This window comes from Dyella sp. PARNA 12/25, assembly GCF_055702865.1.
This window is the reverse complement of the sequence record NZ_JBVQCI010000007.1, coordinates 140,793-155,719: the sequence shown is the minus strand read 5'-3', so window position 1 is coordinate 155,719 and position 14,927 is coordinate 140,793. Positions and strand designations below refer to the sequence as shown.

Sequence of the window (14,927 nt, the reverse complement as noted above, 5' to 3'; positions counted from 1 at the left end):
CACCAGCCAGAGGGCATGGGAAACGCTTCAGAGTCGCCTGCGCTGACCGACGGCAACATTGACCTTTATTTCGTCACGTACCGTACGCCACACTTCACTAAGATCGACCGCATGAGCACATCGATGGCGACGGGAAGCGCACAACTCGATGCCACCCATACACCCCCACGCCTGCGTGTGGCGGGCGACTGGACACTGGCCCATTACGCCACGCTGGAAAAGGTCGTCGCCGCAACCAAGGCCCAGTTAGCCGACAGCACCGCCATCGATCTGAGCGCCCTCGGTGCGCTGGATACCGCCGGCGCTTCATTGCTGGCGAACCTGCTGGGCGCTGCTCGACTGAGTGATCTGGCCACGGCAGAACCCACGCTGCCCGCCGCTCAACGTGCGCTGCTGCAGACCATCGGCCGGGCCATGGCCGACTACCAGCGACCCAAGGCCGCCCGACGCGAGAACTCGATCACCGAGCTACTCGCTCGTATCGGCGGCACGATGGAGCATGTCTGGCATCAACAGGGACAACTGCTCGGTTTCATCGGACTCACCCTGGAAACGCTGGCCCGTAACATCTGGCAACCTCGCCGTTGGCGCATGACCTCGCTGGTCGCACACGTGGAGCAAACCGGTCTCGACGCCGTACCCATCGTGGCGCTGCTGACTTTCATGGTGGGTGCGGTGGTGGCGTTCCTCGGCTCCACTGTCCTGGCCGACTTTGGCGCGACCATCTATACGGTGGACCTGATCGCGTATTCGTTCCTGCGCGAGTTCGGTGTTCTGCTTACGGCCATTCTGCTGGCCGGCCGCACCGCCAGCGCGTTCACTGCGCAAATCGGCTCGATGAAAGCCAACCAGGAGATCGACGCCATTCGTGCGCTGGGTCTCGACCCGATGGAGCTGCTGGTGCTGCCACGTGTGCTGGGTATGCTGGCCTCGCTGCCCATGCTGACCTTTCTTGCCATGATCTCGGGCCTGGTGGGCGGCGCCCTGGTTTGCTCCCTGGTGCTCGACATTCCGCCGGTGATGTTCATCGGCGTGGTGAAGTCGGATATCGCCGTGCGCCACTTCCTGGTCGGCATCGTCAAGGCACCGGTCTTCGCCTTCCTTATTGCGGTCATCGGCTGCCTCGAAGGCTTCAAGGTCAGTGGCAGCGCTGAATCGGTGGGCGAGCACACGACATCTGCCGTGGTGCAATCGATCTTCGTGGTGATTCTGCTCGATGCGCTGGCAGCGCTGTTCTATATGGAGATGGGCTGGTGAACGCCTTACCCAAAACATCGCCGCAAGAGGATGTGATCCAGGTGCGCAACCTGGTAAATCGCTTCGGCACGCAAGCGGTCCACGAACACTTGGATCTTGACGTGCGTCGCGGTGAAATCCTTGGCGTGGTCGGCGGCTCGGGCACCGGCAAGTCGGTGCTGCTGTGTAGCATTGTCGGCTTGCGTCGCCCCACCTCGGGCGAGGTGCGAGTGTTTGGCCAGGATCTGATGAGCCTTGCCCCCGAGAAGCGCTCGCAACTCGAACGCCGCTTCGGCGTGCTGTTTCAGAATGGTGCGCTGTTCTCTTCGCTCAACGTCGTGGAGAACATCGCCATGCCGTTGATCGAACACGGTGGGCTGGCACGCCCGGATGCGCAGATGCTGGCGGGCGTCAAGCTGGCGCTGGCTGGCTTACCGGCGGGCACGGAGGCCAAGTACCCCTCCGAACTGTCCGGCGGCATGGTCAAGCGTGCCGCGCTGGCGCGTTCGTTGGCGCTGGATCCCGAAATTCTATTTCTCGACGAACCCACCGCTGGACTGGACCCGATCAGCGCGGCCGCATTTGACCAGCTGATTCTGACCCTGCGTGATGCCCTGGGCCTCACCGTGTTCCTGGTAACCCACGACCTGGACACGCTCTACACCATTTGCGACCGCGTGGCCGTGCTGTCGCAGAAAAAAGTCCTGGTGGTCGGCCCGCTCGACGAGGTCGCCAAGTACGACGACCCGTGGGTGCAATCGTATTTCCACGGCCCGCGCGGTCGTGCCGCCGAAGAGGCGCACGAGCGCGGACCAACGCCTGAGGTGAACTGACATGGAAACCCGTGCCCATCACGTACTGATCGGTCTGTTCACGGTGATCGTGGTGACCGCCGCGCTGCTGTTTGCCCTGTGGCTGGCCAAGGCCAGCTCGGACCGGCAGTTCGTCGATTACCAGGTCGTATTCAAGGAGGCCGTGACCGGCCTGTCGAAGGGCAGCGCGGTGCAATACAACGGCATCATGGTGGGCAGCGTCACCCAGCTCCGGCTGGACAAGGACGACCCGCGCAAAGTCATCGCCACCATCCGCCTGGGTGCCGATACACCCGTGCGCGAGGATACGCGCGCCAAGCTGGCACTGACCGGCGTGACCGGTCTCGCCATCATCCAGCTCAGCGGCGGCTCGCCTGAGAGTCCTCCGTTGGTCCGCAAGGACGATGAGCCGCCCACCATCATTGCCGACCCTTCGCCACTGAGCCGCCTGCTCGCGAATGGCGAGGACCTGGTGGTCAATATCAACGAAGTGGTGGCACGGGCCAACGAGATGCTTTCGCCGGAGAACGTGGACCGCATCAGCCGCACGCTCGATCATCTGGACAAGGCCACCGGCGCCATCGCCGGTCAGCGCGACGACATTCGCGTGCTCTTGCAGCAACTGGCTCAGGCCAGCAAACAAGCCAACGACACGCTCGCGCAAACCGAGACGTTGATCCGCCATGCCGACAGCCTGGTCGACAACCAGGGACGCGCCGCACTGGACAGCGCACGTAACGCCATGGCCTCACTGGAGCGATCCACGGCCAATATCGACCGCTTACTCAGCGACAATCGCGCCGCGATCAACGGTGGCATGCAAGGCTTCAACGAACTGGGACCGGCCGTGCGCGAGTTGCGCGACGCGGCGGGATCGCTGCAGCGCATATCAAGTCGATTCGACGACAACCCGGCTGGCTTCCTGCTCGGTCGTGAACGCAACAAGGAGTTTGTGCCATGAGGTTGCTCGCCCGCCTTTCCGCCTGGGCAGCTGTCGCCCTGCTGGCCGCGTGCTCGGTGTTACCCAAGTCGGAGCCACAGAGCATCTATCGTCTTCCCGCCACCTCTTTGCCTCATGCGCAGGCGCCCGCAGTGAACTGGACGTTGCGGGTCAATACACCGCAAGCCGAGCGCATGATCGACAGCTCGCGTATTACGGTACTGCCCGAGGGCGACATCGTCAGCGTCTACAAAGGTGCGCGCTGGAGCGACACCGCGACCCGATTGCTACGCAATCGCTGGGTGGATGCTTTCCGCGACGACGGGCGCATTGCCGGGCTCAGCAGCGACGAAGACAGCCTGCAGGCAGACTACTCATTAGCTGGCGACTTGAGAGCGTTCCGGTCCGAGTATCAGGGCGGGCAGCCGGTGATCGTGATCCGGTTTGATGCACGACTGGTGCAGAACAACGGCTTGCGCATCGTGGCCACGCGACGCTTCGAAGTCACCCAGCCCGCGAGCGGTACCGCGGTGCCGCAGGTGGTCACCGCGTTTGGACAGGCCAGCGACACGCTGGCGTCGCAGCTCGTGACCTGGACGTTGCAGCAGCCACTCGACCCACACGGGACGCACGCAAACTAAGAGCCGGATCGTTATCCCTTGGCATCGGGATAACGGTCATGATGGGTTCGCATGGCGGCATCGACCCATCGAAACGTGAGGTTGATGCGTGGCCCCATCGCTGCTGTCGTTTTGGGCAGGCTATGCAGATACAAGCGCTGCGTATCCCCTGCCATGCGCAGCAGGCTGCCGTGATCCAGCTCGACAGCGCACGCATCGCGAGCGTTTTCCTGGCGACGCGGCTTCAGTCGGAAGCGCCGCACAGCCCCGAGACTCAGTGAAGCAATCACCGGCTGCTTGCCCAGTTCGGGCTCGTCATCGCTATGCCAGCCCATGGAATCCTGGCCGCTGCGATACAGATTCGCGAGCACGCTGTTGAAGCGCGCACCGCAAGCGGCTTCGACCTGGGTACGCAATGTGGCCAAGGCCGGTGACCAAGGATGCGGCTCGAAACGCGTGCGTGAGTAGATATAGGTGGCGTCGGCGTCGCCTATCCAGCAACTAAGGCGTGGCGAATCGACTTCGCGCCCAAAAATGCGGATGCGATGGGTTTCCCAGGGAATGCTGGCCAGCAACTCCGCAAGCAAGGCATCCGCCTGCGCCACGCCGAGCCAATGCGACCACAGCGACAGCTCGGCGCCTGGCAACGGCAAGTGCCGCCAACCTCCGCGCGATGCATCGTCAAACAAACTCACGTCTACCTTCTGCTGCGTGTGGATCAGATGATCGCCGGGAACGTCGGCTCGACGTCCAACGTCGCGGCACACACCGAAGCCAGCTCGAGAAGACGCAGGTCTGACCCACGCGCGCCCACCAGCTGCAGACCGATGGGCATGCCATCCGGGAGATATCCCATGGGAATGCTCACAGCAGGACAACCGGCCAGGCTGGCAAAACTGGTCAGATCCGCCTGTGAATCGGGTACTGGCCCGTCGAATGGGAAAGCACCCTGCGGCGTGGTGGGCATCACCAGCACATCAATCTGCGCAAACAGCCGGCGCATCTTGAGCGTCGCCGCATCGAGCACGCGGTCGGCAGCGGCGTAGTCGGCCGCGCTTTTGCCGGCCGCATAACTCAGCAGGCGACGGAAATGTTCGGAGGCACGATGCTCGGTGTCAGCGAGATCGGCCGCAAAGGTGCCGAGCATTTCCGCTTCCATCAGCAGCAGGCCGGCACGGCGCGTGCGTGCAAAATCCCAGTCTGAGAAATCCACGGTACGTCGCTCGCCCAATTCGCGGGGCCACTTGGCCAACGCCGCCTCGAAAACCGCGATGACTTCAGGCAGCACACCCAGCGCGGCCAGGTTGGGCAAGAAACCAGCGCGCAGGCGACCCGGCTCCCAGTCCGGCGGCGACAAGGCGACGCGGCGACGCCGCGATCGCGGGTCATCCGCGTCATAACCGGCGAGCACCTGCAGCAACACGGTGAGGTCGTCAGCGCTACGCGCAAGCAGCCCCACGGTATCGAGTCGTCGCGCTGCGGGCACCAGGCCACGCGCCGAGATTTCGCCATGAGTCGGCTTAAGCGCGTAAACCCCGCAGTAACTGGCGGGAATACGCACCGACCCCAGGCTATCGGAGCCCACTGCGGCCACCGCCAGGCCCGCCGCCACTGCCGCGGCGGCACCACCCGATGAGCCACCGGCGGTGTAGCCGTGACGATGGGGGTTGTGGGTGGGCCCGTAGTGCGGGTTATCCGTCACCGCACCCAGCGCGCCCTCATCCATATTGGTCTTGCCAACCAGTACCGCCCCGGATGCACGCAGACGGGCAATGACGTGCGCATCCTCACTGGCGACCTTTCGACGCCCGGCCAGACCGGCCCTGGTGGGCCAGCCTGCCGTATCGAAGTTGTCCTTCATGGCCACCGGGATGCCGTCGAGCCGGCCGATCACGCCATCGCGACGACGATGCTGTGCCGCCAGCGCCTGTTCCTGCAGCAAGGCCGAACTCACGCCGACATAGGCATTGATATGGGGATTGAGGCGCTCGATAGCCTCCAGGTACGTCTCCGCCAGCCCCTGTGGCTGCACCCGATCTACCGCCAGCCAATGCAATAGCTGGCACATGGTGGCCCGGCGCAGGTCGAGGTCGCTGATCGGAGGCTGGTGGAGATTCATACTGTCTTCCCTAGATGTCTCTGGAACGGATTATCACCACCCCACATGAAAGGTTTGCAAGGATCTGACCATGGTCCGTTGCTGGCCGTGGCCCGAACCCGGACAATGCGGGTTTGCCCGTTCCATACGTCAGGGAACGGAACTACGCTGCCCAAGATCTGCTGGAGTCCGCCATGAGCGACCGCGAAACCATGGAATACGACGTTGTCGTCGTTGGCGCAGGCCCTTCCGGGCTGTCGTTTGCCATCCGCCTGAAGCAGCTCAAGCCGGACCTCAGCGTGTGCGTGATCGAGAAGGCCTCGACCATCGGCGCGCAGATTCTCTCCGGCGCCGTGATCGAACCGCAGCCACTGGACGCGCTGTTGCCGGGTTGGCGCGACAATCCGCCGCCGATCTGCGTACCGGCCACCGAGGACGAATTCCTGCTGCTCAGCAAGACCGGCGCACGCAAGCTGCCGGTGCCACCAGGCATGAACAACCACGGCAACATCATTGTCTCGCTGGGCGCCATGTGTGCCTGGATGGCGCCGCAGGCCGAGGCACTCGGCGTGGATGTGTTTCCGGGCTTCGCGGCCGCCGACACCATTTACAACGATGACGGTTCGGTCGCTGGCGTACGCATCGGCGACATGGGCGTGGCCAAGGATGGTTCGCACAAGCCCAGTTATACCCAGGGCATCGACATCAAGGCCAAGGTCACCGTGCTGGCCGAAGGCGCGCGTGGCAGCCTCACCAAGCAGCTGATCAAGCGCTTTGCGCTGGATAAGGACAGCGACCCGCAGGGCTACTCTATCGGCATCAAGGAGCTTTGGCAGGTGCCCGCCGGTCGCGTAAAGCCAGGCAAGATCGTGCACAGCTTCGGCTGGCCCTCCGATACCCACACCTATGGCGGCAGCTTCCTGTACCACCTGGACAAGGACCGCATCGCCCTGGGTTTCGTCAGCGGTCTGGATTACACCGACCCGAACTACCAGCCGTGGGAGGCCTTCCAGCAATGGAAGAATCACCCGACGGTGAAGTCTTTGCTGGAAGGCGGCACCATCCTGTCGGCTGGCGCGCGCGCCATCGTTACCGGTGGTTACCAGTCGCTACCCAAGGTGGAAATGCCTGGCGCCCTGCTGATTGGCGACACCGCCGGCCTGCTCAACGTACCGAAGATCAAGGGCACGCATCAGGCCATCAAGAGCGGCATGCTGGCCGCCGAACACCTCGCCGCCAACGAGCTGAACCCGGCAGGCTTCGACGCCAGGCTGCGCGCCTCGGACGTGATGGCCGAGCTGAAGAAGGTGCGCAACGTCAAACCCGCCTTCAAGAAGGGTCTGTGGTTCGGCATGATCAATGCCGCCTGGGAAACCATGGTCGGAGGCGCTTCGCCGTGGACCCTGAAGAACAAAGCCGACTGGTCCTCGCTGCACAAACTGGGTCAGCAAGAAGAGCCCAAGCGCGATTACGTACAGCGCGACCTGGCACCCCGCGACCGCCTTGCCGGCGTGTACTTCGCCGCCACCGAGCACGACGAAGACCAGCCCATACACCTGCAGGTATCCGACACCAATGTGTGCGTGACCAAGTGCGCTGTCGAATACGGCAATCCGTGTACCCGCTTCTGTCCGGCCAATGTCTATGAAATGGTCGAAGACGAAGCGGGCAAGCGCCTGCAGATCAACGCCGCCAACTGCGTGCACTGCAAGACCTGCGACATCAAGGACCCGTACCAGATCATCAACTGGGTGACACCGGAAGGTGGCTCGGGTCCGAATTACCAGAACCTCTGAGCACAACGCGAGCACTCACTCGACGCCCCGATCATCGGGGCGTCGCTGTTTTCGTCGCTTGCATCAGAAGCGTCGAAAGGCGACCGCCAACACCATGCCCACGTTGCCGGCCAGGGTTTGACGATAGAAGCCCCCGCGCTTCAGTGACACCACCCGCTTGAAGAAACCGGCGCCACGCATGTCATTGAACAGCGCCAGCACGCGGCCGTTTTCCTCAGTGAAGTTGGCCTCAAATGGCTGCAGCAAGGCCAGGTTGGCGTCATTCCATTCGCGGTAGTTACCGACAAGCATGTGCTTGAGGCGCGCAATTCGATCGCGCATGCCCGCGTTCGAACCGATAAGGTTCTCGCCGTGCTGACGGTAACCAAGGGACGGATTGGCGTCGTAGTGGACACGCCCACCACAGGCGGTTACCAGCAAGTACGCCCACCAGTCATGCGACTGAACGCGTACGCCCGGCAGCGTGCGCGCCATTAACGCGTGCCCACTGGCATTGAGCAGCATCGTATTGCCACCAGCGAGGCTTTGCGTCAGGGCGTTCCTGAAGCTCGGCTCCCGACGAAACAGTGGCGAGTAACCAATGGTCTGCTCGTGGTTGTTCATCAGCCGGGTTCTGCCGCAGTAAAGCGCGGGAACGCCCTCTGGCTGCGTGCGCATCCATGCCAATGCGCGCGATAGTTTGTCTGCTTCCCAGCAGTCGTCCTGGTCACAAAAGGCGTAGTAATCGCCGGAGACTACTGGCGAGCACAACAGCGACATGAAGTTCGCGGCGTAACCTGCATGCGGTCCTTGCAGAATCACCAGACGCCCGCTTTCAAGCCTTTGTTGATAGCTCCGTAGTATCGCAAGCGTGCCGTCGGTCGAGCCATCATCAGAAGCATAGATGACCCAGTCCCTATGATCCTGCGCCACTATGGAATCCAACTGCCTGGGCAGATAGCGCTCGCCATTGAAAGTGCAAAGCAGGATGGCGACACGCTCGCCTTTCAAAATGGGCATGGATGGAAGCTCTTTGCTAGGTCGTTGCGTTCGGGTTTTGTGCACAGCCGTGACACAAAGTGAGGCTAATCGCGTCTTAGAAAATCACGAAGTGCGCTACGTGCACCCGTGTCATACAGCCGGTATCTGCCATTGGCGTATTCACGCCAAATGGAAATCAGCCTGCCGACCCGCACACCACGAATCTGCTGGCGAACCAGGAGATGCGCCTGCATATCCTTGACGCACCCGTACTGGCCCACAGGAAAGGGATCGATAGTGTGAAGGTGATCGGCGAATGCCCCAAGTCGCCCCACTTTCTCTCCAATCTGCTTGGCGCGGGGCAGCAAAAGATCATCGAGTCGCATCTTCCAGGTTCGCTTCTGGATACCTATCTGATTATTGCCATGCTGCCGATAATCAATAAGCGTCTCATCGATAAAATCGACGCGACCAATGACCGACGCAACGAGCGCCAGCCATTCGTCGTGGACCCACCCAGACGGAATCGGAAGTGCCTTTTGAACCACGATGCGCCGCATGCATGCAGCGGCGCCGGTCACGATGTTTCGTCGCAGTAACACGTCGAAAGCAGCGCCGGCACGCACCTTTTGACGCTCGATATCGCTGAGTTCAAGTGACTCGAAGAGACCGGCCTGCATGCTGTCTCCCTTCTCATCCACCAGGCGTGCGTCGCTGTGCAGAAGAACCAGCGAAGGATCCTGCTGGAAGCGACGTGCCATCACCTCGAGCTTATCGGGACGCCAGACATCGTCCTGGTCACTCAGAAACAGCAGGTCGCCCGTAGCCTGGCGCAACATGGCTGAGAAGTTTCCGACGTAACCCAGATTCACCGGGTGCCGCACCAGCGTTACGCCGACACCCGAAGACCGAGCCCGCTCGGCGAATGCTTGAAGCATGGTCCACGTATCGTCGAGCGAGCTGTCATCGCCAATGACGATTTCATCAGGACGGCGTGTCTGGTTGAGCAGGCTTTCAAGCTGCTGCTGCAGGTACGCAGCACCGTTATAGGTGCAAAGTACAATCGATAGTCGCGGATCTGACATACACCTTTGGATGCTGGCCCGGGCAGCGTCGACTTTGAGGATGGGCATGATATCGCCCTGGTCCCAGCCGACCAAACTGCCTGGTGAAACGCGCACCGCAACCTTGCGGACCTGGGTTCCACTGAACACGCTGCCCCCGGAGAGCCCTCCCGCTTGGCCGGGTGCATCCACGCCCTTCTGGCAACAGCTCCAGGCCAGGCCTTGCGCGAAAACCATACGCCCAAGCACTGAGCCAGCCCAAAAGGTTAGAATGAGCGCTTGTACCAATTCCTGCGCCCTATGGCGCTCGGCATTTCGAAGGAACCGCTGATGAAGATTCTGGTCGGCTACAAGCGTGTCGTGGACTACAACGTCCGCATCCAGGTAAAGCCCGATGGTACGGGCGTGGTGACGGACGGAGTGAAGCTTTCCGCCAACCCGTTCGACGACATCGCGCTGGAAGAAGCCCTGCGCCTTCGCGAGAAGGGCATGGCGGAAGAAGTCGTGGTGGTGGGTATTGGCCCTGCTGACCTCACTGCCCACCTGCGCAACGGCCTGGCCATGGGCGCCAACCGCGCCATCCACGTGGTGACCGGCGACGCCGTGCAGCCGCTGACGGCGGCACGCATCTTCCAGAAGCTGATCGAGAAGGAACAGCCTGGCCTGGTGATCCTGGGCAAGCAGGCCATCGACGACGACGCCAACCAGACCGGCCAGATGCTGGCTGCGCTGTGGGACCGCCCGCAGGCCACCTTCGCCAGCAAGGTCGAGATCGCCAACGGCAAGGCCACGGTGACCCGCGAAGTCGACGCCGGACTGGAAGTGATCGAAGCCGAACTGCCGGCCGTCATCACCACCGATCTGCGCCTCAACGAGCCGCGCTTCATCAAGCTGCCGGACATCATGAAGGCCAAGTCCAAGCCGATCGACACCATCGAGCTGGCCTCGTTGGGCGTGACGGCCAACGACCACCTCAAGACCACGCATTACGCCGCGCCGGCCAAGCGCAGCAAGGGCGTGATGGTGAAGGATGCGGCTGAACTAGTCGCGGCGCTGAAGCAGAAGGGTCTGCTTTAAGCAGCCCTGGGAGATAACGACATGAGCAAGATTCTCGTCATCGCCGAACATCTGGGCGGCAAGCTGAACTCTTCCACCGCGCGCGCCGTGAGTGCGGCTGCCGCCGTCAAGCCGGAAGCCATCGACGTCTTGGTGCTGGCCGATAGCGTCGATGCCATCGCCGCCGAGGCCGCCAAGATCGAGGGCGTGAGCCGCGTACTCACTATCGCCCGCGCCGAGAACGCGCACCCGCTGGCCGCTGTGCTGGCCCCGCAGATCGCCAAGGCTGCTGCTGGCTACAGCCACGTGTTCGCACCGTCGACCACGTTCGGCAAGGATGTGTTGCCGCGCGTCGCCGCGCTGCTGGGTGTGGCCCAGGTCAGCGACGTGATGAGCGTGGAAAGCAGCCATACCTTCAAGCGCCCGATCTACGCTGGCAACGCCATCATCACCGTGGAGGCTGATGCGGGTAGCACCGTCGTCGCCACCATCCGTACCGCCTCTTGGGCTGCTGCCGCCAACGGCGCCAACAGCGCGCCGGTGGAAGCGCTCAGCGCTGACGTCGCCCTGCCCTCGCACACCCGCTTCGTCGAGCTGCAATCGGGCAAGAGCGATCGCCCGGACTTGCAGAGCGCCAACAAAGTCGTCTCCGGCGGTCGTGGCGTGGGCTCGAAGGAGAACTTCGAGATCATCTACAAGTTTGCCGACAAGATCGGTGCCGCCGTGGGTGCCTCACGCGCTGCGGTCGACGCCGGCTACGTGCCCAGCGACCTGCAGGTGGGCCAGACGGGCAAGATCATCTCCCCCGAGTTGTACATGGCCATTGGCATCTCCGGCGCCATCCAGCACCTCACCGGCATCAAGGATGCGGGCACGATCGTGGCGGTCAATAAGGACGGCGAAGCGCCGATCTTTGAGATTGCCGATATCGGCCTGGTGGGTGACTTGTTCAAGATCATTCCCGAGCTGGAAGCCGCTCTCGGCTGATCCACACTGGAGGCCCGGGGCGGAACACCGCCGCTCCGGGTACCAGACGCGCACCCAAGCGGCTGCTCGGTGCGATCCTCGATGCTCCCTTCCCGCCTCTGCGCCGGCCACGCCGGGCACCAGGGGGCAGCCACGCATGCGCTCCCCCGCGGGAGCCGGTAAACTGCCGACCCTTAGGGCTGCTTCTTGCACGGCCGTTGTCCCTGATCGTCTCGGGACAGCCATGACCAGTGACTCGCTGCAGGGGATGCGAGACGCCAGCCACACCCACTATCGCTTGCGAGGAAGTCGTCGTAATGGATCTGCGTTGCTTCAAGGCCTATGACATTCGTGGCCGCGTACCCGATGAACTCGACGACGTACTGGCCCAGCGCATCGGCTTTGCCTTGGCTCATCAGCTCGACCCGGGCCCCGTCGTGCTTGGCCGAGACGTGCGCCTGAGCAGCCCTGGCCTACAGGCGGCTTTGGCCGACGGCTTACGCCGTGGCGGCCGCGACGTGATTGACATCGGCGTCGGCGGCACTGAGGAGGTCTACTTCCAGACGGCTCACCTCAAAGCCGCAGGTGGCGTCATGGTTACCGCCAGCCACAATCCGATGGATTACAACGGCATGAAGCTGGTTCGCGAAGGTTCGCGGCCCATTAGCGGTGATTCCGGCCTCTTCGCCATTCGCGACGCCTGCTCACAAGCAGTGCCTGACATCGCCCTCACCGGCAGCGAGCGCACGCACCATGACCGCGCTGCATTCGTCGAACACCTGCTCGGCTACCTGGAGCGCGGCACCCTCAAGCCGCTAAAGATCGTGGTCAACGCAGGCAATGGTGGCGCCGGACTGGTGATTGATGCGCTTGCGCCGCATCTGCCCTTCGAGTTCATTCGCGTGCACCACACGCCGGATGGCAGCTTCCCCAACGGCATCCCGAATCCTCTGCTGCCGGAGTGCCGCCACGACACGGCACAGGCCGTAATCGACAGCGGCGCGGACTTCGGCGTGGCCTGGGACGGCGATTTCGATCGTTGCTTCTTCTTCGACGCCACTGGCCGCTTCATCGAGGGCTACTACCTCGTGGGCCTGCTGGCCACCTCGATGTTGCGCAAACACCCAGGTGCGAAAGTCATTCACGACCCCCGTCTCACTTGGAACACCATCGAGATGGTCAAGGCAGCCGGCGGAATCCCGGTGATGAGCAAGACCGGCCACGCCTTCATCAAGGAGCGCATGCGCGCTGAGAATGCCATCTACGGTGGCGAGATGAGTGCGCACCACTACTTCCGCGACTTTGCCTATTGCGACTCCGGCATGATTCCCTGGCTGCTGATTGCCAGCCTGATGTCGTCAACCGGTCAGTCGCTGGCGCAAATGGTCGAAGACCGCATGGCAGCCTTCCCATGCAGTGGCGAGATCAACTTCATGGTGCAAGACGCCAAAGCGTCCATCGCCCGAGTCATAGAGCACTTTGCAGGTCAGAATCCCGTGCTCGATCACACCGACGGTGTGAGTGCCGATTTTGGTGATTGGCGATTCAACCTGCGCAGCTCCAATACCGAGCCTCTGCTTCGACTCAATGTGGAGTCGAAACAGGATGTAGCATTGATGCACGAGAAGGTGCTGGAAATTCGCAAGATGCTGACGCTTGCGTAGCGGATGTCATGCACCTTTCAGCGCTTGGCAGCGCCGGCCAATCGATTGGTTTGCGATACGCATACTGACTATGCATGTGTCTGCGCTGCTGCTGTGGCACACGACACCGCATAAGTGCATTCTCGGTGACTTGAGTCTGCCGGCCGTATTCGCAAGAGGCCATGCCATCGCTTGAATTCGGCTTCTGGGCAATTCGTGCCGAGTGTAAGCCAGAGAGGTCAACCTTACCGCAGATGTCGCGCTGCCTGTATTCAGGCGATACCCGAATCATTCAATATGAGACCGCGTGCGGCAGCCGTGCAAATCAATCTCGCATGTGTAGCGCTCGATGGGGTCGTCATGCATTGCGACGACCACCCGCCAAGCCATCAAGAACGCTGCACATAGGCAAAGCAACTGGCAAATCTGGCCTGACAGAACCACCCATACCAAAAGGCTGGCGCAACCAACTTTGGGGGCCCAAGGCGGTATCGACCTGCTGCGCGACCCGTAATCGAGAACAACCGGGCGGAAAAGGTATCCGCGTCTGCCAGGGGAAATTCCGATCTTGCCTGGCGGCTGAAGCGCGATCCTTACGGACACAGTGCAGGTAATGCCAGAGCAAAGAACGCTACCTACGACGTCAGCTCGACATGCACGTATTCAGACTACTCGGTAAATTTCTGGAACTCACCGAGTAGTGCCTGACCACCTACAACCAAGAGATTCCCCATGACGGCATTGGCGGGTAGTTGCCCTCCGAAGTCCGCCACCAAAGCGGACCGGAAACTCTGCTTTTGCTTTGCACCCATTGGCAAGGGCATGACAACAACTTTGCTCACCACTGCCAGGCATCCGTCAGAAGGACCTCACCACGTTAGCTACGGTAGACAGCAACCGTTGTATTCCGCAGCAATGGATGGTCCGTTCCAAACTGGCCGGTAAATTCATAGGCGAACATGTTTCCGCCTCCTCGCCAGTTTGAATGATCATTCAAACCCCAGAACTCGACTTCTGTAAAACCTGCCTCTTCGAAACATTTCTGTACCTCTGCCGGCGTGAACTCGCGGTTGTGCCGGTCGAGGCTTCCGTAAAAAATTTCCTTGTCCCAGAAAATGTTATGGCCGTGCAATAGCGCATAAATATTCGAAATGTTGCAAACATTCGGGGTCGAAAAGATCATCAAACCTCCGGGGCGTAGAACCCGCTTCAGTTCGCGAAGGACTTGAACCGGGTTCCGCGTAGCGATGTGCTCAAGTACCTCGGTGAAGATAACGGCATCGAAGCTGCCATCAGCAACAGGTATTGGCTCGTGCTCAAAATTCATCTCGATGATATCGAATGTCTGGATCCACTCCGGTGAGGCATAGTTGGAGCGGTACTCAGAATTCATGTTCAATCCGCGAACCTTGTGGCCCAACAGATGAAGCCCGATACCCACGTGTCCTGGCGCATTGCCGACGTCAAGGATGTTGCTTTCGGGCCCCAGCAGTCCAATAGCTGCCGCCAGATAGTGCGCATAGCGCTCAGCAGAGGCTTTGAAGTAGTCGGTATAGCCCTCGCTCAGGCCGATAGCGGCAACCTGCTCAACCACCTCTCGAGCCCTTGGCAAGTTCTCAGCAACGGCATTCGGCGTCGACGCCAATTTCGATGGTAACTCAGCGAAATCGAGAAGCGCCTTGAAGAGCTCCGTCTCTTTGCTGCTAACTTCCTTACTCATTGTTGCCTCCGACTTA

Annotated in this window: 13 protein-coding genes; 8 read left to right on the top strand and 5 right to left on the bottom strand. The window is 61.6% G+C overall.

Features of this window, described 5'->3' with window-relative positions; all coding sequences use genetic code 11:
- The first annotated feature begins 123 nt into the window (after positions 1 to 123).
- The 4 genes from AC0GUR_RS14715 to AC0GUR_RS14700 are packed head-to-tail and all read left to right on the top strand — an operon-like array spanning position 124 to position 3,629.
- Positions 124 to 1,257, top strand: coding sequence for an ABC transporter permease (locus AC0GUR_RS14715; RefSeq protein WP_472878314.1), 1,134 nt, complete (start codon positions 124 to 126; stop codon positions 1,255 to 1,257).
- Entirely contained in the window at positions 1,251 to 2,069 is an 819-nt protein-coding gene (locus AC0GUR_RS14710) for an ABC transporter ATP-binding protein (RefSeq protein ID WP_472878313.1), read from the top strand. Before AC0GUR_RS14715 ends, AC0GUR_RS14710 begins: the two co-directional genes overlap by 7 nt.
- 1 nt (position 2,070) lies before the next feature.
- Entirely contained in the window at positions 2,071 to 3,009 is a 939-nt protein-coding gene (locus AC0GUR_RS14705) for an MlaD family protein (RefSeq protein ID WP_472878242.1), read from the top strand.
- A complete protein-coding gene (locus AC0GUR_RS14700) occupies positions 3,006 to 3,629 on the top strand; it encodes an ABC-type transport auxiliary lipoprotein family protein (protein WP_472878241.1) in 624 nt (207 codons plus the stop codon). The genes AC0GUR_RS14705 and AC0GUR_RS14700 overlap by 4 nt, the downstream gene beginning before the upstream one ends.
- 11 nt (positions 3,630 to 3,640) lie before the next feature.
- Here the strand turns inward: AC0GUR_RS14700 and AC0GUR_RS14695 are convergent, their stop codons facing one another.
- Both AC0GUR_RS14695 and AC0GUR_RS14690 read right to left on the bottom strand, forming a co-directional pair.
- Positions 3,641 to 4,303: an alpha-ketoglutarate-dependent dioxygenase AlkB family protein gene (locus tag AC0GUR_RS14695; RefSeq protein ID WP_472878240.1), complete on the bottom strand. Its 663-nt coding sequence runs from the start codon at positions 4,301 to 4,303 to the stop codon at positions 3,641 to 3,643.
- A gap of 23 nt (positions 4,304 to 4,326) precedes the next feature.
- The gene (locus AC0GUR_RS14690) at positions 4,327 to 5,727 is read right to left on the bottom strand and encodes an amidase (RefSeq protein ID WP_472878239.1); all 1,401 of its coding nucleotides are present in this window, start codon (positions 5,725 to 5,727) and stop codon (positions 4,327 to 4,329) included.
- Positions 5,728 to 5,900: 173 nt separating this feature from the next.
- On the opposite strand from AC0GUR_RS14690, the gene AC0GUR_RS14685 reads away from it, so the two are divergent.
- Positions 5,901 to 7,502, top strand: coding sequence for an electron transfer flavoprotein-ubiquinone oxidoreductase (locus tag AC0GUR_RS14685; RefSeq protein WP_472878238.1), 1,602 nt, complete (start codon positions 5,901 to 5,903; stop codon positions 7,500 to 7,502).
- 63 nt (positions 7,503 to 7,565) lie between these two features.
- On the opposite strand, the gene AC0GUR_RS14680 is transcribed toward AC0GUR_RS14685, so the two are convergent.
- Both AC0GUR_RS14680 and AC0GUR_RS14675 read right to left on the bottom strand, forming a co-directional pair.
- Positions 7,566 to 8,501 (bottom strand): glycosyltransferase family 2 protein, encoded by a 936-nt coding sequence (locus tag AC0GUR_RS14680; RefSeq protein ID WP_472878237.1) that lies wholly within the window; start codon positions 8,499 to 8,501, stop codon positions 7,566 to 7,568.
- A 65-nt stretch (positions 8,502 to 8,566) separates the two neighbouring features.
- Positions 8,567 to 9,718 (bottom strand): glycosyltransferase family 2 protein, encoded by a 1,152-nt coding sequence (locus AC0GUR_RS14675; RefSeq protein ID WP_472878236.1) that lies wholly within the window; start codon positions 9,716 to 9,718, stop codon positions 8,567 to 8,569.
- A 138-nt stretch (positions 9,719 to 9,856) separates the two neighbouring features.
- Here AC0GUR_RS14675 and AC0GUR_RS14670 point away from each other — a divergent pair, with 138 nt between their 5' ends.
- From AC0GUR_RS14670 to AC0GUR_RS14660, 3 genes are all read left to right on the top strand, one after another.
- Entirely contained in the window at positions 9,857 to 10,603 is a 747-nt protein-coding gene (locus AC0GUR_RS14670) for an electron transfer flavoprotein subunit beta/FixA family protein (protein WP_472878235.1), read from the top strand.
- A 21-nt stretch (positions 10,604 to 10,624) separates the two neighbouring features.
- Positions 10,625 to 11,569 (top strand): electron transfer flavoprotein subunit alpha/FixB family protein, encoded by a 945-nt coding sequence (locus AC0GUR_RS14665; RefSeq protein ID WP_472878234.1) that lies wholly within the window; start codon positions 10,625 to 10,627, stop codon positions 11,567 to 11,569.
- A gap of 296 nt (positions 11,570 to 11,865) precedes the next feature.
- Positions 11,866 to 13,212, top strand: a complete 1,347-nt coding sequence (locus tag AC0GUR_RS14660) for a phosphohexomutase domain-containing protein (protein WP_472878233.1) — start codon at positions 11,866 to 11,868, stop codon at positions 13,210 to 13,212.
- A gap of 856 nt (positions 13,213 to 14,068) precedes the next feature.
- On the opposite strand, the gene AC0GUR_RS14655 is transcribed toward AC0GUR_RS14660, so the two are convergent.
- Positions 14,069 to 14,911, bottom strand: coding sequence for a class I SAM-dependent methyltransferase (locus AC0GUR_RS14655; protein WP_472878232.1), 843 nt, complete (start codon positions 14,909 to 14,911; stop codon positions 14,069 to 14,071).
- Positions 14,912 to 14,927: the final 16 nt, after the last annotated feature.